The 24,982-nt window shown below is 59.4% G+C and carries 27 protein-coding genes and 1 pseudogene; 24 read left to right on the forward strand and 4 right to left on the reverse strand.

Annotated elements, in window-relative coordinates; translation table 11 throughout:
• The first annotated feature begins 125 nt into the window (after positions 1-125).
• Positions 126-404, forward strand: a complete 279-nt coding sequence (gene ftsB, locus PSH91_RS05625; RefSeq protein WP_047227579.1) for a cell division protein FtsB — start codon at positions 126-128, stop codon at positions 402-404.
• Entirely contained in the window at positions 401-1,108 is a 708-nt protein-coding gene (gene ispD / locus PSH91_RS05630) for a 2-C-methyl-D-erythritol 4-phosphate cytidylyltransferase (RefSeq protein ID WP_288912099.1), read from the forward strand. The genes ftsB and ispD overlap by 4 nt, the downstream gene beginning before the upstream one ends.
• 135 nt (positions 1,109-1,243) lie before the next feature.
• Here ispD and PSH91_RS05635 read toward each other — a convergent pair whose 3' ends face one another.
• Positions 1,244-2,140 carry a LysR substrate-binding domain-containing protein gene (locus PSH91_RS05635; protein ID WP_047227581.1) on the reverse strand — a complete coding sequence of 299 codons (897 nt, stop codon included), beginning with the start codon at positions 2,138-2,140 and terminating at the stop codon, positions 1,244-1,246.
• A gap of 107 nt (positions 2,141-2,247) precedes the next feature.
• Here PSH91_RS05635 and PSH91_RS05640 point away from each other — a divergent pair.
• The 8 genes and pseudogenes from PSH91_RS05640 to rpoS all read left to right on the forward strand — a co-directional run bounded on the left by PSH91_RS05640 (position 2,248) and on the right by rpoS (position 9,440).
• Positions 2,248-3,361, forward strand: a pseudogene (locus PSH91_RS05640) (S-(hydroxymethyl)glutathione dehydrogenase/class III alcohol dehydrogenase).
• 8 nt (positions 3,362-3,369) lie between these two features.
• Entirely contained in the window at positions 3,370-4,218 is an 849-nt protein-coding gene (fghA, locus tag PSH91_RS05645; protein WP_305467547.1) for an S-formylglutathione hydrolase, read from the forward strand.
• Positions 4,219-4,311: 93 nt separating this feature from the next.
• Positions 4,312-4,785 carry a 2-C-methyl-D-erythritol 2,4-cyclodiphosphate synthase gene (gene ispF / locus PSH91_RS05650; protein ID WP_047227583.1) on the forward strand — a complete coding sequence of 158 codons (474 nt, stop codon included), beginning with the start codon at positions 4,312-4,314 and terminating at the stop codon, positions 4,783-4,785.
• Positions 4,782-5,840, forward strand: coding sequence for a tRNA pseudouridine(13) synthase TruD (truD, locus tag PSH91_RS05655; protein ID WP_305467549.1), 1,059 nt, complete (start codon positions 4,782-4,784; stop codon positions 5,838-5,840). The genes ispF and truD overlap by 4 nt, the downstream gene beginning before the upstream one ends.
• Complete coding sequence (surE, locus tag PSH91_RS05660) at positions 5,828-6,577, forward strand: 5'/3'-nucleotidase SurE (RefSeq protein WP_047227585.1); 750 nt, start codon at positions 5,828-5,830, stop codon at positions 6,575-6,577. The genes truD and surE overlap by 13 nt, the downstream gene beginning before the upstream one ends.
• Before the next feature lie 41 nt (positions 6,578-6,618).
• Positions 6,619-7,254 carry a protein-L-isoaspartate(D-aspartate) O-methyltransferase gene (locus PSH91_RS05665; RefSeq protein WP_171061419.1) on the forward strand — a complete coding sequence of 212 codons (636 nt, stop codon included), beginning with the start codon at positions 6,619-6,621 and terminating at the stop codon, positions 7,252-7,254.
• 226 nt (positions 7,255-7,480) lie between these two features.
• On the forward strand, positions 7,481-8,326 hold the full coding sequence (locus PSH91_RS05670) for a peptidoglycan DD-metalloendopeptidase family protein (RefSeq protein WP_047227587.1): 846 nt from the start codon (positions 7,481-7,483) through the stop codon (positions 8,324-8,326).
• Between the two features lie 106 nt (positions 8,327-8,432).
• The gene (gene rpoS, locus PSH91_RS05675; RefSeq protein WP_047227588.1) at positions 8,433-9,440 is read left to right on the forward strand and encodes an RNA polymerase sigma factor RpoS; all 1,008 of its coding nucleotides are present in this window, start codon (positions 8,433-8,435) and stop codon (positions 9,438-9,440) included.
• 497 nt (positions 9,441-9,937) lie between these two features.
• Here rpoS and fdxA read toward each other — a convergent pair whose 3' ends face one another.
• The 3 genes from fdxA to PSH91_RS05690 form a co-directional block, all read right to left on the reverse strand.
• Positions 9,938-10,261, reverse strand: coding sequence for a ferredoxin FdxA (gene fdxA / locus PSH91_RS05680; protein ID WP_047227589.1), 324 nt, complete (start codon positions 10,259-10,261; stop codon positions 9,938-9,940).
• Positions 10,262-10,403: 142 nt separating this feature from the next.
• The gene (gene mutS / locus PSH91_RS05685; RefSeq protein ID WP_076386171.1) at positions 10,404-12,983 is read right to left on the reverse strand and encodes a DNA mismatch repair protein MutS; all 2,580 of its coding nucleotides are present in this window, start codon (positions 12,981-12,983) and stop codon (positions 10,404-10,406) included.
• A 660-nt stretch (positions 12,984-13,643) separates the two neighbouring features.
• Positions 13,644-13,997 (reverse strand): DUF6124 family protein, encoded by a 354-nt coding sequence (locus PSH91_RS05690; RefSeq protein ID WP_305467550.1) that lies wholly within the window; start codon positions 13,995-13,997, stop codon positions 13,644-13,646.
• Between the two features lie 644 nt (positions 13,998-14,641).
• On the opposite strand from PSH91_RS05690, the gene PSH91_RS05695 reads away from it, so the two are divergent.
• The 14 genes from PSH91_RS05695 (at position 14,642) to PSH91_RS05760 (ending at position 24,937) form a co-directional block, all read left to right on the forward strand.
• Entirely contained in the window at positions 14,642-15,376 is a 735-nt protein-coding gene (locus PSH91_RS05695; protein WP_047230040.1) for an XRE family transcriptional regulator, read from the forward strand.
• 511 nt (positions 15,377-15,887) lie between these two features.
• Positions 15,888-16,307, forward strand: coding sequence for a tail fiber assembly protein (locus tag PSH91_RS05700; protein ID WP_305467552.1), 420 nt, complete (start codon positions 15,888-15,890; stop codon positions 16,305-16,307).
• Between the two features lie 89 nt (positions 16,308-16,396).
• Positions 16,397-16,747 (forward strand): phage holin family protein, encoded by a 351-nt coding sequence (locus tag PSH91_RS05705; protein WP_305467553.1) that lies wholly within the window; start codon positions 16,397-16,399, stop codon positions 16,745-16,747.
• A 46-nt stretch (positions 16,748-16,793) separates the two neighbouring features.
• Entirely contained in the window at positions 16,794-17,306 is a 513-nt protein-coding gene (locus PSH91_RS05710; RefSeq protein WP_305467555.1) for a hypothetical protein, read from the forward strand.
• A 3-nt stretch (positions 17,307-17,309) separates the two neighbouring features.
• Positions 17,310-17,921, forward strand: coding sequence for a phage baseplate assembly protein V (locus PSH91_RS05715; RefSeq protein WP_076386163.1), 612 nt, complete (start codon positions 17,310-17,312; stop codon positions 17,919-17,921).
• An 11-nt stretch (positions 17,922-17,932) separates the two neighbouring features.
• On the forward strand, positions 17,933-18,265 hold the full coding sequence (locus tag PSH91_RS05720) for a phage baseplate protein (RefSeq protein ID WP_076386161.1): 333 nt from the start codon (positions 17,933-17,935) through the stop codon (positions 18,263-18,265).
• Positions 18,262-19,257 (forward strand): baseplate J/gp47 family protein, encoded by a 996-nt coding sequence (locus PSH91_RS05725; protein WP_160891660.1) that lies wholly within the window; start codon positions 18,262-18,264, stop codon positions 19,255-19,257. Before PSH91_RS05720 ends, PSH91_RS05725 begins: the two co-directional genes overlap by 4 nt.
• A complete protein-coding gene (locus PSH91_RS05730) occupies positions 19,254-19,889 on the forward strand; it encodes a phage tail protein I (protein ID WP_305467557.1) in 636 nt (211 codons plus the stop codon). The genes PSH91_RS05725 and PSH91_RS05730 overlap by 4 nt, the downstream gene beginning before the upstream one ends.
• Entirely contained in the window at positions 19,890-21,779 is a 1,890-nt protein-coding gene (locus tag PSH91_RS05735) for a phage tail protein (RefSeq protein ID WP_305467558.1), read from the forward strand.
• Between the two features lie 9 nt (positions 21,780-21,788).
• Positions 21,789-22,205: a phage tail protein gene (locus PSH91_RS05740; RefSeq protein WP_305467560.1), complete on the forward strand. Its 417-nt coding sequence runs from the start codon at positions 21,789-21,791 to the stop codon at positions 22,203-22,205.
• A gap of 92 nt (positions 22,206-22,297) precedes the next feature.
• Complete coding sequence (locus tag PSH91_RS05745; RefSeq protein ID WP_305467562.1) at positions 22,298-22,507, forward strand: hypothetical protein; 210 nt, start codon at positions 22,298-22,300, stop codon at positions 22,505-22,507.
• 2 nt (positions 22,508-22,509) lie between these two features.
• Complete coding sequence (locus tag PSH91_RS05750; protein ID WP_305467564.1) at positions 22,510-23,676, forward strand: phage tail protein; 1,167 nt, start codon at positions 22,510-22,512, stop codon at positions 23,674-23,676.
• On the forward strand, positions 23,676-24,182 hold the full coding sequence (locus tag PSH91_RS05755) for a phage major tail tube protein (protein ID WP_047229996.1): 507 nt from the start codon (positions 23,676-23,678) through the stop codon (positions 24,180-24,182). The genes PSH91_RS05750 and PSH91_RS05755 overlap by 1 nt, the downstream gene beginning before the upstream one ends.
• A 179-nt stretch (positions 24,183-24,361) precedes the next feature.
• The gene (locus tag PSH91_RS05760) at positions 24,362-24,937 is read left to right on the forward strand and encodes a phage tail assembly protein (RefSeq protein WP_160891672.1); all 576 of its coding nucleotides are present in this window, start codon (positions 24,362-24,364) and stop codon (positions 24,935-24,937) included.
• The last annotated feature ends 45 nt before the right edge of the window (positions 24,938-24,982 follow it).

The following is a 24,982-nucleotide window of genomic DNA, read 5'->3' on the forward strand; positions in this document are numbered from 1 at the left end:
ATAGCGGCGGTTTTGCCTCTAATCTGATGCCTTATCAAGCACAAGCCTGGTTTTTCCAGGCTTCGTGCTATCAGACGCTTCAAAGTGTGGCATGGCTGTCTTTTTCACTGGAAACCTGAGATTCGATGCGCAGTCCCAATTGGTTGTTTCTTGTCTTGCTCCTGTTGCTGGCTGGCCTGCAGTACCGCCTTTGGGTGGGTAATGGCAGCCTGGCGCAAGTGGCGGACCTGACTCAGCAGATTGCCGAACAGCATGCCGAAAACGAGGCGTTGCTGGAGCGTAACCGGGTGATGGACGCCGAAGTCAGTGAACTGAAAAAAGGCATGGAGACTGTTGAAGAGCGGGCTCGCCATGAACTGGGCATGGTTAAAGAGGGCGAAACCCTCTACCAGTTGGCCCAATGAGTATCCGTTTGCCGGCCTTCTGGGCCGTGATTCCTGCCGCGGGCGTTGGCGCCCGTATGGCTGCGGACCGTCCCAAGCAATACCTGCAACTGGGCGGACGCACAATTCTCGAACACAGCCTTGGCTGTTTCCTCGATCATCCGACCGTAAAAGGCGTGGTGGTCAGTGTTGCACACGATGACCCTTATTGGCCGACCCTGGCCTGCGCCAGCGATACACGCATCCAGCGCGTGGACGGTGGCGAACAACGTTCGGATTCGGTGCTCAATGCCTTGCTGCATCTTCACGGACAGGGTGCCGATGATCACGACTGGGTCTTGGTGCACGACGCCGCCCGGCCCAACCTGGCCCGGGACGATCTGGACACATTGCTCAGGGAACTGGCGAATGATCCGGTCGGCGGCCTCCTGGCTGTGCCGGCGCGTGACACCCTCAAACGAGTCGACAAGCACGGCCGTGTAGTGGAAACCGTTGACCGCAGCGTCATCTGGCAAGCCTACACGCCGCAAATGTTTCGTCTCGGAGCCCTGCACCGGGCCCTGGCTGACAGCCTGGTGGCCGATGCCATGATTACCGACGAAGCGTCCGCCATGGAATGGGCAGGTCAAGCGCCACGCCTGATCGAAGGGCGGGCCGATAACCTCAAGGTCACACGCCCTGAAGATCTGGAGTGGTTGCGCCAGCGTTGGGCGAATCGCCATTAAGTGGAATCGCCATCGCGAGCAGGCTCGCTCCCACAAGGCACTTTGGCTGTACACAAAATTTGTAGCCGCTGAAGATCCAGTGTGGGAGCGAGCCTGCTCGCGATAGCAATCGCTCAGATAACATAAAAACCAGTGTTACCCCCGATACTCCGGCCGCTGCGCCAACCCCTCCTTCAAGTAATCCACCAACTTGCGCACCTTCGGCGACAAATGCCGTTGCTGCGGATACAACGCCCACACCGCTGTATTCGGCGGCTGGTGAGCCTCTAACAGCGATATCAACGCCCCGCTGTGCAAATGCTCCAACACGTAATAATCCGGCAACTGACACAATCCCACCCCTTGCAAAGCCGCATCCAGCACCGCCTGCCCGCTGTTACAACGCCAGTTTCCCTGCACTCGTTGGGAAAATTCCCGCCCGTTCTGCTCCAGTTGCCAGAGGTCGGAGCTGCCGATCAGGCAATTGTGGCGGCTCAATTCCGACAAGCTATGGGGGCGACCGTAGCGCTCCAGGTAGGACGCCGATGCGCACAGGTACATGCGCCGTGGCGCCAGGCGCGTGGCAACCAGGCGCGAGTCCTGCAAACGGCCCAGGCGAATCGCCAGGTCCAGGCCTTCGTGAACCAGATCGAGGGGGCGGTTGCTCAGTTCGATGTCCACCCGCAATTGCGGATAAAGCGTCATGAACCGTGTCACCAGCGGCACAATGAACCGCTCGCCGTAGGCCACGGCACAGGTCATGCGCAACATGCCTTTGGGTTCGCTGGTGAGGTCGCCCACCGCCCGCAGTGCTTCTTCGCGTCCGTCCTGTAGGCGCTGGCAATGCTGCAAGAACGTCTGGCCGGCCTCGGTCAGAGTGACCCGGCGGGTACTGCGATACAGCAGTCGTGTCTGCAGACGCTCTTCAAGCCGTACGATTTGTCGACTGATGTGGGAAGACGAAACCCCCAGGCGTTCGGCGGCGGCGGTGAATTGGCTGCATTCGGCCACGGCGACGAATTCGTCAATGCCCTCCCAGCGGTTATCGGACATGAATGATTATCCCTGTGCAGCAATAATGTTTTGCTTTTGGTTGGATTATTCATCGTCCGGTGAGGGATTACACTCCCTGTCTTGTTTTTATTTGCTGGAGACTCCCCATGATCAAGTCACGCGCGGCCGTTGCCTTCGAGGCCAAGAAACCCCTGGAAATCGTTGAAGTCGACGTCGCCATGCCCAAGGCGGGCGAAGTGTTGCTGCGCGTGGTGGCCTCGGGTGTCTGCCACACCGATGCCTACACCTTGTCGGGCGCCGACCCGGAAGGGATCTTCCCGTCGATCCTCGGCCATGAAGGCGGCGCTATTGTCGAGGCCATCGGCGAAGGCGTGACGTCGGTGGCGGTGGGCGATCACGTCATTCCGCTGTACACGCCGGAATGCGGGCAGTGCAAGTTCTGTAAGTCGGGCAAGACCAACCTGTGTCAGGCGATTCGCGCCACCCAAGGCAAAGGCTTGATGCCAGATGGCACCTCGCGCTTTTCCTACAAGGGGGAGACGATTTTCCACTACATGGGGACCTCGACGTTCTCCGAATACACCGTATTGCCAGAAATTTCCGTGGCGAAAATCCCCAAAGAAAGCGCCGCTGGAAAAAGTCTGCCTGCTGGGTTGCGGCGTCACCACCGGTATCGGCGCGGTCCTCAACACCGCCAAGGTCAAGCCGGGTGACACCGTGGCGATCTTCGGCCTGGGCGGCATTGGCCTGTCGGCGGTGATTGGTGCGGTGAAAGCCAAGGCATCGCGCATCATTGCCATCGACATCAACCCGGCCAAGTTCGAAATCGCCAAGCAACTGGGCGCCACCGATTGCGTCAACCCAAAAGATTTCGACCGTCCGATCCAGGAAGTCATCGTCGACATGACGGACGGCGGCGTGGACTTTTCCTTCGAGTGCATCGGCAATGTGCAACTGATGCGTGCCGCGTTGGAATGCTGCCACAAGGGCTGGGGCGAGTCGGTGATCATCGGTGTGGCCGGGGCCGGCCAGGAAATCGCCACCCGTCCGTTCCAGTTGGTGACCGGGCGCGTCTGGCGCGGTTCGGCGTTTGGCGGCGTGCGCGGGCGCAGCGAATTGCCAAGCTACGTGGAAATGGCCGAGAAGGGCGAGATTCCGCTGGATACCTTCATCACCCACACCATGGGCCTGGAAGATATCAACAAGGCGTTCGACCTGATGCATGAAGGCAAGAGCATCCGTACCGTTATTCATTTCTGAGGTCGGTCATGAGTCTTGAAAACATTTCCTGCCAGAAAAGCTTCGGCGGCTGGCACAAGCGTTACCGGCATCGTTCCGAAGTGCTTGGTTGTGACATGGTGTTTGCCGTGTACCTGCCGCCCCAGGCCGAGCAGGGCGGCAAGTTGCCTGTGGTGTATTGGTTGTCCGGATTGACCTGCACCGACGAGAACTTCATGCAAAAGGCCGGCGCCCAGCGCATGGCTGCCGAACTGGGCCTGATTATTGTCACGCCGGACACCAGCCCGCGCGGCGCCGACGTGCCGGGCGATCCGGACGGTGCCTGGGACTTTGGCCTGGGTGCGGGGTTTTATCTGAACGCCACGCAGGAACCGTGGGCGCGGCACTATCGGATGCATGACTACGTGGTGCAGGAATTGCCGGCCTTGGTCGAAGCGCATTTCCCGGCCTCGGATAAGCGCGGCATCAGTGGTCACTCCATGGGTGGCCACGGCGCGCTGGTCTGCGCTTTGCGTAACCCAGGGCGTTACCGCTCGGTGTCGGCGTTTTCGCCGATCAACAATCCGATGGATTGCCCGTGGGGCCAGAAGGCGTTTTCTCGTTATCTGGGGGAAGACCGCTCGAAGTGGCGTGAGTGGGATGCCTGTGCATTGATCGCCGAAGCTGGCGAAAAGCTGCCGTTGCTGGTGGATCAGGGCGATCGCGATGATTTCCTGGCCAACCAGCTCAAGCCCGAAGCCTTGCAGCAAGCGGCCAAGGCTGCCGGTCATCCGTTGGAGCTGCGCCTGCAACCGGGCTACGACCACAGCTACTTCTTTATCGCCAGCTTCATTGAGGATCACTTGCAACATCATGCCCACGCTTTAGGGGGCTCTTAGTCTGTTTCCCCTTGGCGAGGGAGCTAATTGAGGGCGCTCCCCACGCTGAATGCAGGTAGAATCACGCCCTGACAAAAATCGGGGCGTTTTTTTATGCGTATTGGCCACGGCTACGATGTTCACCGTTTCGCTGAAGGCGACTTCATTACTCTGGGCGGCGTGCGTATTGCACACAGCTTCGGGCTGCTCGCGCATTCTGACGGTGACGTCCTGCTGCACGCCTTGAGCGACGCCTTGCTTGGCGCCGCCGCGCTGGGGGATATTGGCAGACATTTCCCCGACACCGACCCGCAGTTCAAGGGCGCCGACAGCCGGGTGCTGCTGCGCCACGTGGTCTCGCTGATCCACGCCAAGGGCTGGAAAGTCGGCAATGTCGATAACACCATCGTCGCCCAGGCGCCAAAAATGGCGCCACACATCGAAACGATGCGTCGGTTGATTGCCGAGGACCTGCAAGTTGAGCTGGACCAGGTCAACGTGAAAGCCACCACCACCGAGAAACTTGGTTTCGTCGGTCGCGAAGAAGGCATTGCCGTTCATAGCGTTGCCTTGTTGCTGCGCCCATGACCGAACTGGAACTATTAGGCCCCCGTGCCTACGGCGAGTCGCTGGGCAGCGCAGTACTCAAGGCCACTGCTGAAAATTTTCAGGTCGACGAAGTGCTCGACATCCCGCTCACGGGCGAAGGCGAGCACTTATGGATCTGGGTTGAAAAACGCGGTTTGAACACTGAAGAAGCGGCTCGGCGAATTGCCAAGGCCGCCGGCGTATCGTTGCGCACCGTCAGTTATGCCGGTCTCAAGGACCGCCAGGCGCTGACCCGCCAGTGGTTCAGCGTCCAGTTGCCGGGCAAGGCCGACCCGGACCTGTCGGCGGCGGAAAACGAAACGCTGAAGATCCTCAAGACCGGTCGCCATAAACGCAAGCTGCAACGCGGCGCGCACTCGGCCAATGGCTTTACTTTGCGCCTGACCCAGTTCAAGGGCGACCCAGCGGCGATCGATGCGCGTCTGCAACAGATCGCCCGGCTGGGCATTCCCAATTATTTCGGCGCCCAGCGCTTCGGGCATGACGGCGGTAACCTCGTCGATGCCCGCGCCTGGGCCGCGCGCAAGGCTTTGCCGGAACAGCGCAATGTGCGTTCGCGGCTGTTGTCCACCGCCCGCAGTTTTCTGTTCAACCGGGTGTTGGCGGCTCGGGTGGCCGATGGCACCTGGCAGCACGCGCAGGTGGGCGACTTGCTGGCCTTCACCGACAGCCGCAGTTTTTTCCCCGCCGGCGAGGCCGAGTGCAGTGACCCACGCCTAGCGATTCTCGACCTGCACCCCACCGGGCCGCAGTGGGGCGAGGGACCTTCGCCTGCCGCCGGCGCGGTCCATGATCTGGAGCAGGCCATCGCCGAGGCGGAGGCCGATCTGCGCGACTGGTTGATAAACGCGGGAATGAGTCACGAACGTCGCATCCTGCGACTGCCCATTGGCGGCCTGTCGTGGCATTATCCCTCGCCTGACATTCTGCAACTGGAATTCGTCCTGCCGGCCGGATGTTTCGCCACTGTCTTGGTGCGCGAACTCGTCGATCTGGTGCCGGTGGGGCAGACGGACAGCCCATGCGTATTCTGATTTCTAACGACGACGGGGTGACAGCACCCGGCCTTGCCGCGCTTTATGCTGCGCTGGCGGATTTTGCCGAATGTGTGGTCATCGCCCCGGACCAGGACAAAAGCGGCGCCAGCAGTTCGCTGACGCTCGACCGACCATTGCACCCGTGCTATCTGGATAATGGTTTCATCAGCCTCAACGGCACCCCGACCGACTGCGTGCACCTGGGCCTCAACGGCTTGCTGGAGCGCGAGCCGGACATGGTGGTTTCGGGCATCAACCTGGGGGCCAACCTGGGGGATGACGTGCTTTATTCCGGCACCGTGGCCGCCGCCCTTGAGGGCCGTTTCCTCGGGCATCCGTCGTTTGCCTTTTCGTTTGTTTCGCGGCAAGTCGATAATCTGCCTACCGCCGCCTACTTCGCTCGCAAGTTGGTCGAGGCCCATGGCGAGCTGGACCTGCCACCGCGCACGGTGCTGAACGTGAACATTCCGAACCTGCCACTGGATCACATCCGAGGCATCCAGCTCACTCGCCTGGGTCATCGTGCCCGCGCGGCCAAGCCCATGCAGGTGGTCGATCCCCGGGGCAAGGCCGGTTACTGGATCGCCGCCGCCGGTGATGCCGAGGATGGCGGGCCGGGCACCGATTTTCATGCAGTGATGCAAGGCTATGTCTCGATAACGCCGTTGCAGCTGGATCGGACCTTCAACGATGCTTTTCGAACGCTCGATGGCTGGCTGGAGGGGCTGCGCTGATGGCTCGCGAGCAAGACGATATACTGCGCCGCGGAATCGGCATGACCTCCCAGCGTACCCGGGAGCGCCTGATTCAACGGCTGTATGAAGAAGGCCTTTCCAACGCCCAGGTGCTGGAAGTGATTCGCCGTACCCCACGGCATTTGTTCGTCGATGAAGCCTTGGCCCATCGCGCCTACGAAGACACCGCATTGCCGATCGGCCACAACCAGACCATTTCCCAGCCTTATATGGTGGCCCGCATGAGCGAGTTGCTGCTGGAGGCGGGCCCGCTGGACAAGGTGCTGGAGATTGGCACCGGTTCGGGTTACCAGACGGCGGTGTTGTCGCAGCTGGTGGAGCGGGTATTTTCCGTGGAGCGGATCAAGGTGCTGCAGGATCGCGCCAAGGAACGCCTGGTGGAACTGAACCTGCGCAATGTGGTGTTTCGCTGGGGTGATGGCTGGGAAGGCTGGCCGGCCCTGGCACCTTATAACGGCATCATCGTGACCGCCGTTGCCACTGATGTGCCCCAGGCCTTGCTGGATCAACTGGCCCCCGGCGGCCGGCTGGTCATTCCGGTGGGGGCTGGTGAAGTCCAGCAGTTGATGCTGATCGTGCGCGAAGAACAGGGTTTTTCACGTCACGTGCTGGGGGCGGTTCGGTTTGTTCCGTTGCTTAACGGGCCATTGGCCTGAGCATTTATAAACAGACGCTGAATTCCGTGGCGTGGGTTGTGTCTTACACCGGCGCTGATCAATTAACCGTTGATTGGTTAAACGGATTGCAACGGCGTCGAGCAAACGTGTGCGGCAGCGCCTCGCGCTTCATTAATAGAGGTGGGGTTGCGGCCAGCTGTATTTGTAATACCGTTGCCTGCACAGGCAGTTTCCAATTTTTCAACCACCACAAAGGGAGCGGCGGGTGAGTCTCACAGTCATTGCGCAGCGTATGGGTATCACGAGCTTTCAGCGCCTGGTGACTGGCCTTGTCTTGAGTACCTTGCTGGTCGGTTGCTCCAGTACCCCGTCGGGTAACGTCCGGGTTGTCGATCGCACCAACGCAACGCCTCAACGTCCTACAGTAACGACCGGTCAGTATGTAGTCCGTCGCGGTGATACGCTGTTTTCCATCGCTTTTCGCTATGGCTGGGACTACAAAGCCCTCGCAGCGCGAAACAACATTCCTGCGCCCTATACGATTCATCCGGGTCAGAGAATTCGCTTTGATGGGCGCAGTGGTTCAACGCCTACCGCGGTGGTGACTCAGTCCGGTTCGACGGCTTCGTCGTCGAGTAGAACCACGGTGATTCAACGTCCGGTCGGTGCCGCAACGGCAACAGTACCGTCCGTCGCGAGCAAACCGACACCTGCTCCTACCCCCGCGCCAGGCCCCAGCCCGAGCGGCTGGGGATGGCCTTCTAATGGCGTTCTTATTGGAAAATTCTCTTCAAACGGTAGTTTGAATAAAGGAATTGATATCGCCGGGGATTTGGGACAGCCTGTTTTAGCCGCGTCTGATGGCACGGTTGTGTACGCCGGGAGTGGTTTAAGGGGCTACGGCGAACTCGTGATCATCAAACACAGCGATACCTACGTCAGTGCCTACGGTCACAACCGCAGGCTGTTGGTTCGGGAGGGGCAGCAGGTCAAGGTCGGGCAAAAAATTGCCGAAATGGGATCAACGGGAACGGACCGGGTGAAACTGCATTTTGAGATTCGCCGACAAGGTAAGCCAGTCGATCCGCTGCAATTCCTGCCACGTCGTTGATTTGATTGTCAGCCTGTTCCGTCACGTAGAGGGAACAGGCTCCAGCGTTGCCAAGGATAAAGGCGTCGCTTGAGCTTGAGGTCGAACTCACCAAAGGACTATAACAATGGCTCTCAGTAAAGAAGTGCCGGAGTTTGACATCGACGATGAGGTTCTCCTTATGGAGACCGGCATCGCTATGGATTCGATGTCGAATGATGAAGGGGCGACTCCACCTTCCGTTCGTGCCAAATCCAGACACTCCGCTTCGCTTAAACAACATAAGTACATCGATTACACACGGGCGCTGGACGCCACTCAGCTGTACCTCAACGAAATCGGCTTCTCGCCGCTGCTCTCCCCCGAGGAAGAAGTTCATTTTGCGCGTCTGTCGCAAAGTGGCGACCCGGCCGGGCGAAAACGCATGATTGAAAGCAACCTGCGCCTGGTGGTGAAAATCGCCCGACGCTACGTCAATCGTGGCCTATCGCTGCTGGACCTGATCGAAGAGGGTAACCTGGGGCTGATTCGCGCTGTCGAGAAATTCGACCCCGAGCGAGGCTTCCGTTTCTCGACCTACGCGACCTGGTGGATTCGTCAAACCATCGAACGGGCGATCATGAATCAGACCCGGACCATCCGGTTGCCGATCCATGTGGTCAAGGAGCTGAACGTCTACCTGCGGGCTGCCCGTGAACTCACCCAAAAGCTCGACCACGAACCCTCACCCGAAGAGATCGCCAACCTGCTGGAAAAACCGGTGGGCGAGGTCAAGCGCATGCTTGGGCTCAACGAGCGGGTTTCTTCGGTTGACGTCTCGCTGGGGCCGGACTCGGATAAGACCCTGCTGGACACGCTCACCGATGACCGACCTACCGACCCGTGCGAACTGCTCCAGGACGATGACTTGTCCCAGAGCATCGACCAGTGGCTCTCGGAGCTCACGGACAAGCAACGGGAAGTGGTGATTCGCCGCTTCGGCTTGCGCGGTCATGAAAGCAGCACCCTTGAAGATGTGGGCCTGGAAATTGGGCTGACCCGTGAGCGGGTCAGGCAGATTCAGGTCGAAGGCCTTAAACGTCTTCGGGAGATCCTGGAGAAGAACGGCCTGTCGAGCGAGTCGTTGTTCCAATAACGGGAACGCACGCGTAATAAGAAAAGCCCCGACTGGTTCGGGGCTTTTTCGTTTCTTTGGCGGCTGTTGCAGCGCTTACTCTGTTTGCCGGCTTGGCGTGTAAGCTTTTGCCTAGTGTTGCGTAAGCGTTTGGTTTCCCGTCGAAGGGATAGACGACTATAAAGGCCGTCGTATTTTTCGTATGTTGTTGATATATAGCTATATTTTTATGTATTTCAGTCCTGTGACGAGGCACGGCGACGGCGTTTGGCCAATTGCACTCGCTGGGGAAAATACTAATATCAGTCCTGTGTCGACGGACAGACACACCTGTCACGGACGATGGGGAAGGAAGGACATCGCAGGATGCGATTCATCAGGACGATGAAAAGGATCAAAGGGATTAGGGAAAAAATGTGGGCGGGTCAAACCGCCCCTTTTTTTTGCCTGCGATTTATTGAATCCGAGAAAACAAAAAGGCCCGCAAGGGGCCTTTTTCAACGAGCGCAGGGGTGATATCAGCGTTCGAGTTCTTTGAGCTTGTCTGGCTTGCCATCCCACTCATCGGCTTCTGGCAGCTTGTCTTTCTTTTCGGTGATATTTGGCCAGATGTCCGCCAGTTCGGCGTTCAGCTCGATGAAGTTCTCCATGCCGGCCGGCACTTCGTCTTCCGAGAAGATGGCAGTCGCCGGGCATTCCGGTTCACACAGGGCGCAATCGATGCACTCGTCCGGGTGAATGACCAGGAAGTTCGGCCCTTCGTAAAAGCAGTCCACCGGACAGACTTCTACGCAGTCGGTGTACTTGCACTTGATGCAGTTGTCGGTGACGACGAAGGTCATTTCTAATTCTCTCCTCAGGCGGCGGCAGCGGAACCCCTTCACGGTGGGCTCGCCAGGTTCGGGAGCGATAGTCTGCGGACCAGGCTAATAGTCCGCAGCATCCCAAACCGCGCGAGATTCTACCAGCTTGAACGCCAGTGCGTTAGATCCGTGTCTTCAATGAATAAAGCAATTCAAGTGCCCGACGTGGCGTCAGGTCGTCCAGATCCACTTTGGCCAGTTCATCAAGCACCGGATGCGGCAGGCTGGCGAACAGGTCGCTCTGCTGCGGAGCCGCCGGTTTGCCTTTGCTCGGACGCGGTGTTTCGTGGGGCAGGCTGGTGGTTTCCAGACGGCTCAGGTGCTCGCGCGCACGGCTGATCACTTCGCTGGGTACGCCGGCCAGTTGCGCTACCGCCAGGCCGTAGCTCTGGCTGGCCGGGCCGGGCAGTACATGGTGCAGGAACACGATGCGCTCGTTGTGCTCGGTGGCATTGAGATGCACGTTAGCCACCAGCGGCTGGCTTTCCGGCAGTACGGTGAGTTCGAAATAGTGGGTGGCAAACAGGGTGTACGCCCGCAGGTGCGCCAGCCGTTCGGCCGCTGCCCAAGCCAGGGACAGGCCGTCGAAGGTGCTGGTGCCGCGTCCGACCTCGTCCATCAGCACCAGGCTGCGTTCGGTGGCGTTGTGCAGGATGTTCGCGGTTTCGCTCATTTCCACCATGAAGGTCGAACGCCCGCCGGCCAGGTCATCGCTGGAACCGATGCGGGTAAAGATCCGGTCCACCAGGGACAATTCGCAACTGGCTGCCGGCACGAAACTGCCAATGTGGGCCAGCAGCACGATCAAGGCGGTCTGACGCATGTAGGTGGATTTACCGCCCATGTTCGGACCGGTGATCACCAGCATGCGGGTGTTGTCATCCAGGCTCAGGTCGTTGGCCACGAACGGCGTGGTCAATACCTGCTCAACCACCGGGTGACGACCCTGGGTGATGCGCATGCACGGCTCGCTGACAAACCGCGGGCAGTTGAGGTCCAGGTTCAGCGCGCGTTCGGCCAGGTTGCTCAGCACGTCCAGCTCCGCCAAGGCGCCGGCGGTGTCCTGCAGCGGCGGCAGTTGGCTGATCAAGTCTTCGAGCAGCGCCTCATAGAGCATCTTTTCCCGGGCCAGGGCACGGCTCTTGGCCGACAACGCCTTGTCTTCGAACGCCTTGAGTTCCGGGGTGATGAAACGCTCGGCGCCTTTGAGCGTCTGGCGACGAATGTAGTCAGCCGGCGCCTGTTCGGCCTGTTTGCTCGGCAATTCGATGAAGTAACCGTGGATACGGTTGTAACCGACCTTGAGGTTGGCCAGGCCGGTACGGGCTTTTTCCCGGGCTTCGAGGTCGATCAGGAACTGACCGGCGTTCTCGCTCAGCGATTGCAACTCGTCGAGTTCTGCGTCGTAGCCGGTTTTCAGCACGCCGCCGTCACGGATCACCGCCGGCGGGTTGTCGATAATGGCCTTTTCCAGCAGCGCAGCCAGCTCCGGGTAAGTGCTGGTGGTGCGCGCCAGTTGTTGCAGGTGCGGTGCTTCCAGGTCGGTCATCGCCACCTGAAGCTCGGGCAGGGCGCCGAGGGCATCGCGCAGGCGCGCTAGGTCACGGGGGCGGGCGTTGCGCAGGCCGATACGCGCCAGGATCCGCTCGATGTCCCCGATTTCCTTGAGCTGCGGTTGCAACTGCTCGAAGCGATAACGATCCAGCAGGCAGGTAATGGAGCTCTGACGCGCCAGCAGCACCGTCAGGTCTCGCAGCGGACGGTTCAGCCAACGGGTCAGCAGGCGGCTGCCCATGGCGGTCTGGCAGCGATCGACCACCGATTGCAGGGTGTTGTCGCGCCCGCCGGCCAGGTTGGTGTCCAGTTCCAGGTTGCGTCGGCTCGCACCGTCCAGCACCACGGTGTCATCCAGGCGCTCATGACGCAGGCTGCGCAAGTGGGGCAGGGCGGTGCGCTGGGTTTCCTTGGCGTAAGCCAGCAGGCAGCCGGCAGCGCCAATGGCCAGGGTCAGGTTTTCGCAACCGAAGCCTTTAAGGTCCTGAGTGGAGAACTGCTGGCAGAGACTTTTCAGCGCCGAGTCGCGCTCAAAGTCCCACGGCGCCCGGCGCCGAACGCCACGGCGTTTTTCCGCCGGCAGGTCTTTGGGCCAGTCATCCGGGATCAGCAGTTCCACCGGGTTGACCCGCTCCAGCTCCGCCAGCAGGTTTTCCCAGCCCTTGATCTCTAGCACCGAGAAATTGCCGCTGGTGATGTCCAGCACCGCCAGGCCGAACAGGCGCTCATCGCCCAGCACGGCGGCGATCAGGTTGTCCCGGCGTTCATCCAGCAAGGCTTCATCACTGACCGTACCCGGCGTGATGATCCGTACGACTTGGCGTTCCACCGGCCCTTTACTGGTGGCCGGGTCGCCGACCTGCTCGCAGATCACCACCGACTCGCCCAGCTTGACCAGCTTCGCCAGGTAACCTTCCGCCGCGTGGTAAGGAATCCCACACATCGGAATCGCCATGCCCGCCGATTGCCCACGCGCCGTCAGGGTGATGTCCAATAGCTTGGCGGCTTTCTTCGCGTCCTCGTAGAAGATCTCGTAGAAGTCGCCCATGCGGTAGAACATCAGCTGATCGGGGTGCTGATTCTTCAGGCGCCAGTATTGCTGCATCATTGGCGTGTGGCTGGAGAGGTCGTTTACGGCTGTATTCATGGGTGTCAGGGAGGCTCGTTGAAAGGTGTGGGGCAAAAGGAGGGGCATTGGCCCGGCTTTTCCGCGATGGGCGCAAGGTTAACATGGGCGGTCGGGGGGGACCCAGGGATGAGTGTTGTTGGGATCGTATGTATATCCGTTGCTGCGGTAACGGCTGCTTATGGTTCCGCCCTTACGGCGGCTCACTTTTGAGAAGCGCAAAAGTAAGCAAAACGCTTTTGCCCCACCACTTGGCACCTCGCCTAGGCTCGGTGTGCCCTCACTCCGGCATTGCTCCGTGGGCCCGCCGCGAAGGACCATCCATGGTCCAGCGCGGCTATCCCGGCATCCATGCCGGGATACCCACTACGCAATACCTGCGTTCGGCCATCGTGGTTAACGGGGCGCCGAGATCAACGTCCACCGCGAGGCGGCCTGACAGCCGGCCTGGTTCTTGGTGGGTTCGCGTTTCTCCTGTGGGAGCGAGCCTGCTCGCGAAGGCGGTCTGACAGCCGGCCTGGTGCTCTGGCTGTACGCCGATCCAATTGTGGGAGCGAGCTTGCTCGCGATGACGGCTGCCAATACAACTTAGTTGTGACAGGACTACAGCTATCGCGAGCAAGCTCGCTCCCACAGTGATTACTCGGGCTTCTCTTAGGTCTCGGCTTGCATCATGAATGCCTACCTCGGCTCAACCACATCCAGCGCCCGATTCGCCAGCAACTGCCCCAGTTCGATCATCTGCTGGACCCCTAGCGCGATATGCCGCCGCGAGCCCTTCAGGTCGAATGCCAGATCACTGACCATGGCGTTGGCCGAGGCCAGGGTTTCGCTGAGGTTGGCGAGCAGGCACTCGGCGTCGATGTTCGGAGCGATGACGTAAAGGGTATCGAGTGTGTCGGATGTTTCTTTGTCGGCTGGCGGCTTGAGGTAGTAGTCCAGAGCGCGGGTGGCGGCTTCGTCGAGTTTCTTGGCGTTGGCCGACTGGGGGCGGGAGGTGTGATTGTCTGGGGGATTCGGTGTGTTCTTCGGCATTCTATGGATCCTTGAAGTTGAGCCACCACTCACTCGCGACTAAACGAGGGGGGGGCAGCTGTACGCAGGTTAGTCGACCGGGGATCCAAGGAACCGGCGCGCCCGAGGGCGCCCTGCGCACAGCCACCATCAAGTGCAGGAATGGGGATACCTGACTGAATGGAGCAATGAGCACCTTGGAATACCGAGCGACTAAACCCGATCACTGATGGGCAGTGACGGGATCAAAAGTACTAATTGGATCCAAGGTGGACAAGCCGGCGGATTCTGGCGCAGTTGTAGGCAGAGGCGCAAGGCGACGTAGCCCGGCCTCGCAAATTTGAAGGACGCAGATCGGGCGGTTTCCCACGAGGTTGTAGGGGGTTTCCAAGCGCTGACAATAGCTGACACCAGCCCAGCGCGTTAGGGCCGTCTGCATCGGTGTTGAATGTGCCGCCGTCATCGCGAGCAGGCTCGCTCCCACAGTTTTACCGAGTCGTTCACAGACCTCGCATACACCCCAAATCCCCTGTGGGAGCGAGCCTGCTCGCGATAGCGCTGGGTCAGCTTGCATTGATGTTGGACGGAAACACTTCACCATCGATATGCACACTTATGCAAAACAGCATTTGTCTTCTGCAAAAAGAACCCGCATCATGCGCGTTATGCAAAAACGCAACGTTTCTACCGTATTAAGGGCACTGCTCGATCAGCACGGGATCTCCCCCACGGAGCTTCACCGTCGTACCGGCGTGCCTCAGTCAACCCTGTCGCGGATTCTCAGCGGCAAGATTGTCGACCCTTCGGATAAACACATCTCGAAGATCGCCGAATACTTTGCCGTGAGTACCGATCAGTTGCGCGGGCGCGCGGACATTGCGTCTGCCGGCCATCCGCGCCGCGACGAGCCGCATTCCGAACTCAAGGACATAAGCCTGTGGGATGACGACACTCCCGTCGAAGAAGACGAGGTGTCGGTCCCTTTTCTGCGTGAGGTTGAATTGGCTGCTGGATCAGGAAGATTCGTCATCGAGGAGAGCGAGCGCTCAAGCCTGCGCTTTGGCAAGCGCAGCCTGCGTCATAACGGCGTGCAGTTCGATCAGGCCAAATGCGTGACGGTACGCGGCAACAGCATGTTGCCGGTGCTGCGCGATGGCGCAACGGTCGGGGTGAACGCAGGCAAGTGCGGGATCGGCGACATCGTCGACGGCGACCTCTATGCCATCAACCACAACGGTCAACTGCGGGTGAAGCAGCTTTACCGTCTGCCCACCGGCATCCGTCTGCGCAGCTTCAACCGCGACGAGCATCCGGATGAGGACTACACCTTCCAGGACATGCAGGATGAGCAAATCGTCATCCTCGGCCACGTCTTCTGGTGGGGCATGTACGCCCGTTAACCCCTCCGCTGTCAGATAAAACCCGCCATCGTGCGGGTTTTTTTACGCCTGTGAAAATCCCCTGACCCCTGTGTTTGCTGGGCTTTATGCGTCTATGCATTCATCGCGCATAAATAAATGCATTTACGCATTGACTGTATATGCATCCATGCATATTCTGTGTCCAAGCCGCTCGACAAAGCGGCTGGCAACGAAGCTCTTTAGTTCCACCAACAGGCAGCGATGAACCGGCCTTAACGGTTCAGAGGGTTGGCAACTGACCCGGGTGTGCAGCGTAAAGCACCAGAAGCAGTTATCCGGCGGGCAGGGACCGCGGTCGGAAAAACAATTTGAATGGATCCGTACCGCGCCAGTCGCGCCGAAAGATCAACTTCCTTCTGGCCATCGGCCAGGGAAGGCGAAGGACCGCATTACTGAAAAGCCCGGTCAGTTGCCGGGCTTTTTGGAATGCCTACCTGAAGCAGGCAGATCGAAGAACGCCGCAGAGCCGGCAATAAATAAGGATATGAGCATGAAAAAATACGCACGGGTTGTGGACGGTAAAGTCGACAACATCTACGAAACCGTCAATCCGATCTCTGAGGAATTCCCAGCAGACCAACTTTGGATTGACGTTACCGGCAGTTCCAGCGCGGAGGTCGATTATGACTACATCGCAGTCAACACTGATGGGGTCTGGTCGTTTAACTCCGGTTTCCCTTGGCCACAGACTGCTCTTGCAGAGCAGATGCGTAATGAAAAAGCCAGGCGGCTCGACAGCATCATGACCCGCGTGGCGTCTTCGGGATTGCAATTCAAAGTCGATCTGGGCGTCGCTAGTGCTGCCGAGCAGGCTTACTTGATTGCCTTCAAGGAGTATTGCATCGCCTTCACTCAGGTCAACAAACAACCCGGTTTTCCACTGAGCATTGTTTGGCCAGAGCTGCCCTGAACGGAGTGTCTGTTTGAAAAGCTCGGTTCAGTGCCGGGTTTTTTGCATTGTCTTCCAAACACTCATCCATCACCCCCAGGAGGCGTGACATGACAAACGAGCAACAAGCGTTGCTGGACATGCCGATCTGGCTGGTCATTGTGCTCGCCTTGGTGGGTGGGGTGTCCGGCGAGATGTGGCGCGCCGACAAGGAGGGCGCCCGTGGCTGGCCGTTGCTGCGCCGCGTGGTTCTGCGCTCTGGTGCCTGCGTGGTCTGCGGGGTCTCGGCAACCATGCTGTTGTATGCCCTCGGCATGTCGATCTGGAGTGCTTGCGCCCTGGGTTGCCTGACTGCCATGGCCGGTGCCGATGTGGCCATCGGACTTTATGAACGATGGGTTGCCAAGCGGATTGGCGTCTGCGAAGTGCCACCGCGAGACCTTCCGCCCGACCAACGTTAAATCGACATTGCTGATCTGCGCGTTGCTCTACAAAAGGAGGCGATCAATGCCTGCCATCATCGAAAAACCGTCGCAGTTGTTCTCTGCCATTGCCCAGACGCTACGCGCCACTTATCCCACTTTGAAAATCGGCAGCCCCCAGGAGTTCGATGGCACCGACGACCAACCCTGGGTGCTGATTGCCCTCGAACGTGATGCGTCAGGCAACCGCGCCAACGACGGACGTATCGCCCATGTCCTGACGGTTTCCCTGCAAGTGGTCATGGCCGTTGCGGGATGGGAGGCGTGCGATCTCGCCGGTGAGCTGAAACATCTGGTGGTGGATAACCGCTGGGGGCTGTCGGGCGATCAATGTGATCTGCCCACGGAGATCGATGGCCTTGCATCCACGTTCACCCACGAAGCCCGGGCATACACCGCCTGGACCCTTTCCTTCACTCAAACCCTGTACCTCGGCCCGACGCTGCTGGAGGACCCGTTGGGCATCCCGAAATTTGCCCGGACCTGGGAAGTCTCGAACATCGATGACCCGGCTCAATACACCGCACTTGAGGGCTGACCCATGTTTGATGCGCTATTACGGATGCATCTGGGGCCGCTCATCGAGCGTCTGGCCGAGATGGAAACCGAGCTGGAAGACCTGCATCGGCGCGCCGACAGTTTCTGTCGCATCGGCGTTTGTCAGGAAGTCGACGCGGCCAGCAACACCTGCAAGGTCAGCCATGGCGAATTGCTGACCCCCGCGATCCGTTTTTTCAATCCCAGCGCTGGCGAACAGAGCGAGTCGCGGATTCCCTCCGTGGGCGAGCAGTGCTTGCTGCTGAACCATGGCGGCGGTGAGAGCGGTGGGCAGTCAGTGGCGTTGTTCGGTCTCAACGGCGGTCAATTCCCGCCCGTCTCCACACAGGCATCACTGACGCGCCGCCGCTATCAGGACGGCACGGAAAACGGCTACGACCACGCCAGCCATGTCCTGCACTGGCAAAACGGCCCGACGGCATTCACCGGTTCCCGTGAGTCCATCGACTTAAGCATTGGCCCGGCGAGGCTGGCGATGACGCCGCAGGCCATCGAATTGCAACTGGGCGCCGTCGGCATACGGCTCGACGCGTCCGGTGTGCACCTGAGCGGCCCGGTGGTGGATCACCAGGGGCGCGTCATCAGTACCGCATAAGAGATTTCCTCATGATTGGAATCGATCGAAATACCGGCGCCACGGTCGACGACTGGCTGCAGTTCGTGCAGCGCGCCACTCGTGCATTGACCACGCCGTTGGGCACTCGCCAGAAGCGCCCTCTGTATGGCTGCGCCCTCACGCAATTGCTCGGGCAGAACCTCGGCGATGACCTGCTGATCCTTGCCCAGAGCCACGCGGCCCAAGCGTTCTACAACCCGGACAACGGCATTGGAGACTTCGAGCCGCAGGTCATTGTCGCCAGCCGACAGGGTGCCGGTTTGTTGTTGCGCTTCGCCGGCACCTGGAAAAACCGCAAACAGACTTTCGAGGTGGTGACATGAGCATGTTGATACCCGGCCAGAACCAATTGGCCGAACCGGCAATCGTCACTGTCGAAGCGTTCGAAGACTTGCTCGCAGAGTTCAAGACCTTCGTGGTCGAGTACGTCGCCGCACGCTCTCCCGCCAGCGCGGCGAAGCTGGTGGACAGCCTCGAAAACGAAAGCGAATTGCTGACCCTGGCCCTGGAGGCGTTCTGCGTCCGCCTGCAAACCCACGAACGCAAATACAACGCCCGCATCAAGCAGATGCTGGCGTGGTGGGCCACGGGGACCAACCTCGATGCGCGCCTCGCGGACATGGGCCTCGAACGCCAGTTGCTCGATCCTGGCGACCCGGCAGCATTCCCGCCCATCCCTCCGGTTTACGAGAGCGATGATGACGCCCGCTTGCGCTATTACCTGGCGCCCCATGCCCCGGCGGCCGGCTCGCGCATGCAGTATCGGCGGGAGATTTTTACCCTGGGTGAACGGCCCGTCGTGAAGGTGGAAAACGCCTCGGCCGGTGTCGTGACGGTTACCTACACCTTCAACCCGGATGGCTATGCGGCGCAGGTCAAGGACGGCAATGGACGCCGCACCGCGTCGGGCGAAGTCACGGTCACGGTGCTGTCCCGGGAGGGAGATGGCACACCGTCCGAGACACTCCTTGAGGGTGTTCGTCAGCACTTCGCTCGTCCTGATGTGCGACCGGAGACGGATCACATCATCGTTCAGGCTGCGCAAATCAAACCCTACAAAATCCGCGTCGTGGCGAAGATCAATGCCGGCCCGGATTCGGGCTTGACCCAGGTTGCGGCACAACAGCAGCTGCAGGCGTACGCCGAGGCCTGTCATCACTTGGAGGGCCGGGTGGACCCGAGTTGGATCGACTACACGCTGCACAGCGCGGGGGCGGTTCAGCTGCAGATTCTCGAACCGCTCGAGCCGATTGTGACAACGGCTTTTCAAGCTCCGTACTGCACGGGTGTCGAGGTCGAGGTGGATACGTTATGAGTGACGACACACCTCGCCCAAGCCTGCTGCCGGCCAACAGTTCGCCGCTGGAAAGGGCGCTCGATCTGGGTTTCGCCCGGCTGCTCGAACGCATCGATCCACCGTTTCCCGAGTTGATGAATCCGGCAGCCACGCCTTTGGCGTTCCTGCCCTATCTCGCGGCGGATCGCGGGGTCAGTGAATGGAGTTCCTCAGCGCCCGAAGCTGAAAAGCGCCTGACGGTTGAACTGGCCTGGCCCACCGCACGGCAAGCCGGGACGCGAAAGGCGCTGGAAAACGCCGCCAAGGGTTTGCAACTGATGCCTGAGGTGCGCGCCTGGCATGAGCAAACGCCCCCCGGCCCACCCTATAGCTTTTCTGTCAGGGCGTTTACCGAACAGCCCTACAGCGAAGCCATCGACGCCCGTCTCGACCGCCGTCTGGCCGATGCCAAAAGCGAGCGCGACACCTTGACGGTCTCTGTCGGCTTGAGTGCGTTCGGCCGTCACGTCATCGGCGCCGCCACTCTTTGCGGCGAACTCACCACGGTTTATCCGATTGTCATCGAAGGGCTTGAAGCCTCGGGCCGGGCCTTCATTGCCGCCGCGCTCTACACCGTCGAAACCTCCACTATTTATCCACAGGGGTCCTAAATGGCCGACTACTACACCCTGCTCACCGATGCGGGGATCGCCTACGAAACCGCCTGCAAGGCGGCGGGCACACCGATCAAGCTGTCGCAGATTTCCGTCGGTGACGGCGGCGGCGAAGTTTACAACCCGGCCGCAACCGCCACGGCGCTCAAACGCGAAGTGTGGCGCGGGCCACTCAATGCGCTGTTCCAGGATGAGAAAAACCCGAGCTGGTTGCTCGCTGAAGTCACCATCCCGCCCGACGTGGGCGGCTGGTATGTGCGTGAGGCCGGGATCTGGACCGATACCGGGATTCTGTATGCGATCGTCAAATATCCGGAGTCGTTCAAGCCGGTGTTGGCGACGTCGGGTTCGGGGAAAGAGTTTTATATCCGGTCGATTTTCGAGACCAGTAATGCTGAGCTGGTGACGCTGCTGATTGATGACACGGTGGTCAAGGCGACGCGGGCTTGGGTTGCCAGCTACGTCGCTGATGAGCTGGCCAAGCTCGACAGGAAGCAGTCTGTACGGGTGGCGACGACGGCCAACATTGTTTTGAGTGGTGCGCAGGCGATTGATGGTATTGCCGTGGTTGCCGGGAATCGGGTGCTTGTTAAATCCCAGACCTTGGCGAAAGACAATGGCATCTACGTTGCCGCGAACGGCGCTTGGGTTCGGGCAAGGGATGCCGATGCGAACGCCGAGGTTACTTCGGGATTGATTGTCTCGGTGGAGGAGGGCACGACGCTTGCCAATACGATCTGGCAGTTGATAACGGATGGTGGGATTGTTCTGGGTACTACTGCGTTGGCGTTTCAGAACATCACTCAAGGGTTTGCGCCGATTAACTCTCCAGCTCTGGTAGACCCTACGGCAAACACGCCATCGATTTTCGATAGCAGCAAGTTGCTGGCCACTACCGAATTTGTAGAGCGCGCAAAAGGGAACTATCGAGGATTCCTTAACGCAACATCCAATACGACGCTGGTAGCTTCTACGGCGTTCGGTTCTATGGTGTCCTGCCTTGGGACGTTTAACATCACTCTACCTGCTGCCAACAGCGGCGGTGCAGGCGGAACAGTAAGCCTTCGAAACCGGGGGGCGGGTGTAGTAACCATTCTTTGCCCAGGGTCAGACAATATTAAGTCGGGCAGTCTTATTAAAACTACGATGGTTATGCCCGCGGGTTCCACGCTGGATCTTACTACTGACGGCACCAGTGGATGGTGGGCATCAGGTTCCGCCCAGATTGCAGATTCGACAGCCATTAACTCCCTAATTGGAAACTATTCGGGCGTCAAGATCATTACATCATCGACAGCGCTGACGGTAAACGATACAGGATGTCTAATTATCGGATCCGCTGGGTTAGCTGGTTTAGATGTCACGTTGCCAAAGTTGTCAACGACAACATCAGGCCAGTCAATCATTATTTCCGCAGGTGCAGGAAGTTTCAATTTACGAGCCTTTGCGGACGACCTGATATCTATCGGATTATCTGTTCTCTCCGTAGTCCCTATTGATGTTTTCGAAAGCATGATATTGGTTTCCCATGTTGGTGGATGGAGGGTGGTTTCGGGGACCGTATTGACTAAATATTCCAAGATGTTTACAGCAACGCTTGGATATGACTCCAGCCAGGCTTTACCCAGCGGGTGGCTATGTAAAACCGGGCACGGCTCAACCAATGGCACTGCTGGAGTAGCGTCGGTCACGTTTCCCGTCGCATTTCCTACTGCGTGCATGGCTGTGATAGCCAATTATGGCGGTGCCTCTTCAGCACAAAACCCTTCACTTTGTCAGGTCGGAAACCCTACCCGTACGGGTTTTACGGGATATCTCACGAGTGTGGTCAGCAATGCCGGTTCGGTGACAGCGGGTGGTTTTAATTGGGTGGCGATCGGGTACTAGGGGGAAAATATGTACGCTAAATGGATTGAAGAGGATGGTCGTTTTGCCTTCGAGCGCGTTGATAACGGAGGTATTGAGATTACAGATGATGAACACGCGGCGCTTTTTAAGTCGGACAGGGGATCTAAAGTCATCGTGCTTGGGCCTGATGGTCGTCCGGCCTTGCAGGATCCGCCGTTGCCCTCATTGGATGAGCTTGCGCTTGTTGAGCGTACGTGGAGAGACAAGCAGCTCGCAGTGACTGACGGCGCTGTTACACGCCATCGCGACGAAATAGAGGACGGTATCGTAACTACACTGACCTCCGATCAATACGGAGCCTTGCAGACCTACCGACGCGCCTTGCGCAATTGGCCGGAGACTGGCGAGTTTCCGCTGATCGACCATCGACCGCCAGCGCCCGATTGGCTGGCGATGCAACCCTAATAAACGCCCCGCACCGATGGGGCGTTTTCTTACCTGTCAAATACCCAACAGCCCCTTCCTCAAGGGGCTTTCTCATATCTGGAGAAACAGAAATGGCACTACGCCAAACCTACACCGTGCTCCTCCCATTCCCCACCGGCGGCGGCCATTGGTCAAGCGTCGGCCAGGAACTCGACCTGCTCGACGTCGAGGCCAATGCCTGGCACAGCGCCGGTCGTCTGCAACTGAAAAAAACCGGAGCCGTCGAGTCGGCTTCCACATCCACCCCGGCCAAAAAGGCCGCCCCAAAAAAGGCTGAATAACCATGGCTGAGGTTTTGAACTTCGAGCACAACGGCATCACCGTCAATGCCACTGAATCTCCCGAGGCCATGGGTGGCCTGGGTGATAACGTCATCGGGCTGGTCGGCACCGCGCCGAATGCCAACCTGTTGATTCCGAAAAACACCCCATTTCGCATCAACAGCTTCACCACTCAGTCCCAGTTGGACCCGACCGGTGCTGAGGCGGGGACGCTGTTTCAGGCGGTTTACCAGATCCTCAAAGTGGTCAAGGTGCCGGTCTACGTGGTCATCGTCGAAGAGGGCGCCACACCGGCCGATACGCAGAACAACGTGATTGGCGGCATCGAGCCCGAGACCGGGCGCAAACTCGGTCTGGCGGCGCTCAGTGGGGTCGCTGAAGACCTGACCATCATCGGCGCGCCAGGCTTCACCGGCACCAAGGCGGTGGCGAGCGAGTTCGCCTCGTTCGGCAAGCGTATCAAGGCGCGCGTGGTGCTCGACGGCAAGGACGCGGCGGTTGCTGACCAAGTGACCTACAGCCAGGAACTGGGCGGCGCGGACCTCGGTTTCGACCGTTGCCTGGTGGTGCACAACATGCCGGCGGTCTACTCGAAAGCGGCGAAGAAAAATGTCTTCCTGGCGCCGTCGAGCCTGGCCATCGCCGCGCTGGCCAAGGTCAAGCAATGGGAGAGCCCGGGCAACCAGGTGACCTACGCCGAAGACGTGTCGCGCACCGTCGAATACAACATCCTCGACACCTCCACCGAAGGCGATCTGCTCAACCGCTACGGCGTTTGCTACTACGCCCGGACCATTCTCGGTGGCTTCTCGCTGCTGGGTAACCGCTCCGTCACCGGCAAGTTCATCAGCTACGTCGGCCTTGAAGATGCCATCAGCCGCAAGCTGGTGAAAGCCGGCCAAAAGGCCATGGCCAAGAACCTGACCAAATCCTTCATGGACCAGGAGGTCAAGCGCATCAACGACTGGCTGCAAACCCTGGTCGCCGACGAAACCATCCCCGGCGGCAGCGTGTACCTGCACCCGGAATTGAACAGCGTCGAGAAGTACAAGAACGGCACCTGGTACGTGGTCATCGACTACGGCCGCTACGCGCCGAACGAACACATGATTTATCAACTCAATGCCCGCGATGAAATCATCGAGCAGTTCCTGGAGGACGTTCTCTAATGTTTACCAACCGCGTAAGACAGGCCATCGCGGCCACCCTGCAAGGCCTGCCGTTGTCGGCGACGGTGGAAGAGTTCAGCCCACCGAAGATCGAATTCGACATGGAGGCGATGGTCGGTGGACGCTTCATTGCCGAAGAAATGGCCAAGAGCGGCAAGGTGCTGAACGCTACCCTCGTACTGCAAGGGGCCGGGCCGGAAATCATGCTCGCCCTGGGTGTGCAGTTGGGCGACGACATTCTGCTGAACGTGCGTGAAGCCGGTCAGGATCAGGATGGCAACACTTGGTTCACCTACCACACCGTCGGCGGCAAGCTCAAATCCCTGGAAGAGGCCAAGCTGAAGATGGGCGACAAACCCACCACGACACTTGAGCTGGCCTGCCGTACCTACAACCGTCTCGAAAATGGTGTCCCGGTGATCGACATCGACGTGCGCACCCAGAAGTTCGTGCTCAACGGCGTCGACATCCTCGGCGACGCCCGTCGTGCGGTGTTGTTGCCCTAAGCAAATGCCTGGCAACTGAACGCAATCCGGTGGGAGCGAGCCTGCTCGCGATAGCGGTGTGTCAGACACCTTGATGCTGGGTGTACCGCCGTCATCGCGAGCAGGCTCGCTCCCACAGGTTGCGTCCTCCACTGACCGGCACCGCGCAACTTCCCATGATTGACCAAGGAATTCACTTCATGTCCTGGACACCTCCTGTTCACGTCTTGCTGTCGCCGATCACCGGTGATGACGGGGCGCAAATCGAGCAGCTTCAGCTCAAGCCGCTGCACTACGCCGCACAGAAAGATGCCCTGGCCCGTGCCGGCGACGATGAGGACGATCAGTTTTTCGAGCTGGCCAAATTGGCCACCGGCCTGTCGGTCAAGGAGCTGGATCAGCTCAAGCGCCCGGACTACGTGAGCATCGCGCAATACGTGCACGAAATGTCCACTCACCCGACGTCCCACTTCCTGGAATCAACGGATGGCGCGGCAGTCGACCCCGACCAGGTACAACTGCTCCAAACGCTCAACGTCGCTGGCCGCAGCCTGACCTCGCTGACCCTGGAAATGCCCGTACTGCGAGCGACCAAGGCGATGAAAAAACTGAAGACGGCCAAGGAACGCGCCGAGTTCATCACCGCCCATTGCACCGGCCTGATGATTCCCGATCTGGACCTGCTGACCGTGCCCGACTGGACACAGCTTCAGGTACGCATCGACGATTTTTTAAACAAACCGGCGGACTTCTTTCGGAGCGCGACATCGAAGTGATCCTCGATGTGGTGCCGCTCATTTACCCGGTAAGTGAAGCGGAAA

It is taken from the genome of Pseudomonas sp. FP1154, assembly GCF_030687245.1.
GTDB classification, from domain to species: Bacteria; Pseudomonadota; Gammaproteobacteria; order Pseudomonadales; family Pseudomonadaceae; genus Aquipseudomonas; species Aquipseudomonas rhizophila.

What these genes read in the sequence shown, in the direction of transcription:
- fdxA (WP_047227589.1), bottom strand. Translation starts at nt 10,261, where the DNA reads ATGACCTTCGTCGTCACCGACAACTGCATCAAGTGCAAGTACACCGAC.
- PSH91_RS05760 (WP_160891672.1), top strand. Translation starts at nt 24,362, where the DNA reads ATGTCCTGGACACCTCCTGTTCACGTCTTGCTGTCGCCGATCACCGGT.
- PSH91_RS05695 (WP_047230040.1), top strand. Translation starts at nt 14,642, where the DNA reads ATGCAAAAACGCAACGTTTCTACCGTATTAAGGGCACTGCTCGATCAG.
- rpoS (WP_047227588.1), top strand. Translation starts at nt 8,433, where the DNA reads ATGGCTCTCAGTAAAGAAGTGCCGGAGTTTGACATCGACGATGAGGTT.
- PSH91_RS05690 (WP_305467550.1), bottom strand. Translation starts at nt 13,997, where the DNA reads ATGCCGAAGAACACACCGAATCCCCCAGACAATCACACCTCCCGCCCC.
- PSH91_RS05730 (WP_305467557.1), top strand. Translation starts at nt 19,254, where the DNA reads ATGAGTGACGACACACCTCGCCCAAGCCTGCTGCCGGCCAACAGTTCG.
- PSH91_RS05700 (WP_305467552.1), top strand. Translation starts at nt 15,888, where the DNA reads ATGAAAAAATACGCACGGGTTGTGGACGGTAAAGTCGACAACATCTAC.
- PSH91_RS05705 (WP_305467553.1), top strand. Translation starts at nt 16,397, where the DNA reads ATGACAAACGAGCAACAAGCGTTGCTGGACATGCCGATCTGGCTGGTC.
- PSH91_RS05715 (WP_076386163.1), top strand. Translation starts at nt 17,310, where the DNA reads ATGTTTGATGCGCTATTACGGATGCATCTGGGGCCGCTCATCGAGCGT.
- PSH91_RS05710 (WP_305467555.1), top strand. Translation starts at nt 16,794, where the DNA reads ATGCCTGCCATCATCGAAAAACCGTCGCAGTTGTTCTCTGCCATTGCC.
- ftsB (WP_047227579.1), top strand. Translation starts at nt 126, where the DNA reads ATGCGCAGTCCCAATTGGTTGTTTCTTGTCTTGCTCCTGTTGCTGGCT.
- PSH91_RS05750 (WP_305467564.1), top strand. Translation starts at nt 22,510, where the DNA reads ATGGCTGAGGTTTTGAACTTCGAGCACAACGGCATCACCGTCAATGCC.
- ispD (WP_288912099.1), top strand. Translation starts at nt 401, where the DNA reads ATGAGTATCCGTTTGCCGGCCTTCTGGGCCGTGATTCCTGCCGCGGGC.
- truD (WP_305467549.1), top strand. Translation starts at nt 4,782, where the DNA reads ATGACCGAACTGGAACTATTAGGCCCCCGTGCCTACGGCGAGTCGCTG.
- fghA (WP_305467547.1), top strand. Translation starts at nt 3,370, where the DNA reads ATGAGTCTTGAAAACATTTCCTGCCAGAAAAGCTTCGGCGGCTGGCAC.
- PSH91_RS05725 (WP_160891660.1), top strand. Translation starts at nt 18,262, where the DNA reads ATGAGCATGTTGATACCCGGCCAGAACCAATTGGCCGAACCGGCAATC.
- PSH91_RS05735 (WP_305467558.1), top strand. Translation starts at nt 19,890, where the DNA reads ATGGCCGACTACTACACCCTGCTCACCGATGCGGGGATCGCCTACGAA.
- PSH91_RS05720 (WP_076386161.1), top strand. Translation starts at nt 17,933, where the DNA reads ATGATTGGAATCGATCGAAATACCGGCGCCACGGTCGACGACTGGCTG.
- mutS (WP_076386171.1), bottom strand. Translation starts at nt 12,983, where the DNA reads ATGAATACAGCCGTAAACGACCTCTCCAGCCACACGCCAATGATGCAG.
- PSH91_RS05745 (WP_305467562.1), top strand. Translation starts at nt 22,298, where the DNA reads ATGGCACTACGCCAAACCTACACCGTGCTCCTCCCATTCCCCACCGGC.
- ispF (WP_047227583.1), top strand. Translation starts at nt 4,312, where the DNA reads ATGCGTATTGGCCACGGCTACGATGTTCACCGTTTCGCTGAAGGCGAC.
- PSH91_RS05740 (WP_305467560.1), top strand. Translation starts at nt 21,789, where the DNA reads ATGTACGCTAAATGGATTGAAGAGGATGGTCGTTTTGCCTTCGAGCGC.
- PSH91_RS05755 (WP_047229996.1), top strand. Translation starts at nt 23,676, where the DNA reads ATGTTTACCAACCGCGTAAGACAGGCCATCGCGGCCACCCTGCAAGGC.
- PSH91_RS05665 (WP_171061419.1), top strand. Translation starts at nt 6,619, where the DNA reads ATGACCTCCCAGCGTACCCGGGAGCGCCTGATTCAACGGCTGTATGAA.
- PSH91_RS05635 (WP_047227581.1), bottom strand. Translation starts at nt 2,140, where the DNA reads ATGTCCGATAACCGCTGGGAGGGCATTGACGAATTCGTCGCCGTGGCC.
- surE (WP_047227585.1), top strand. Translation starts at nt 5,828, where the DNA reads ATGCGTATTCTGATTTCTAACGACGACGGGGTGACAGCACCCGGCCTT.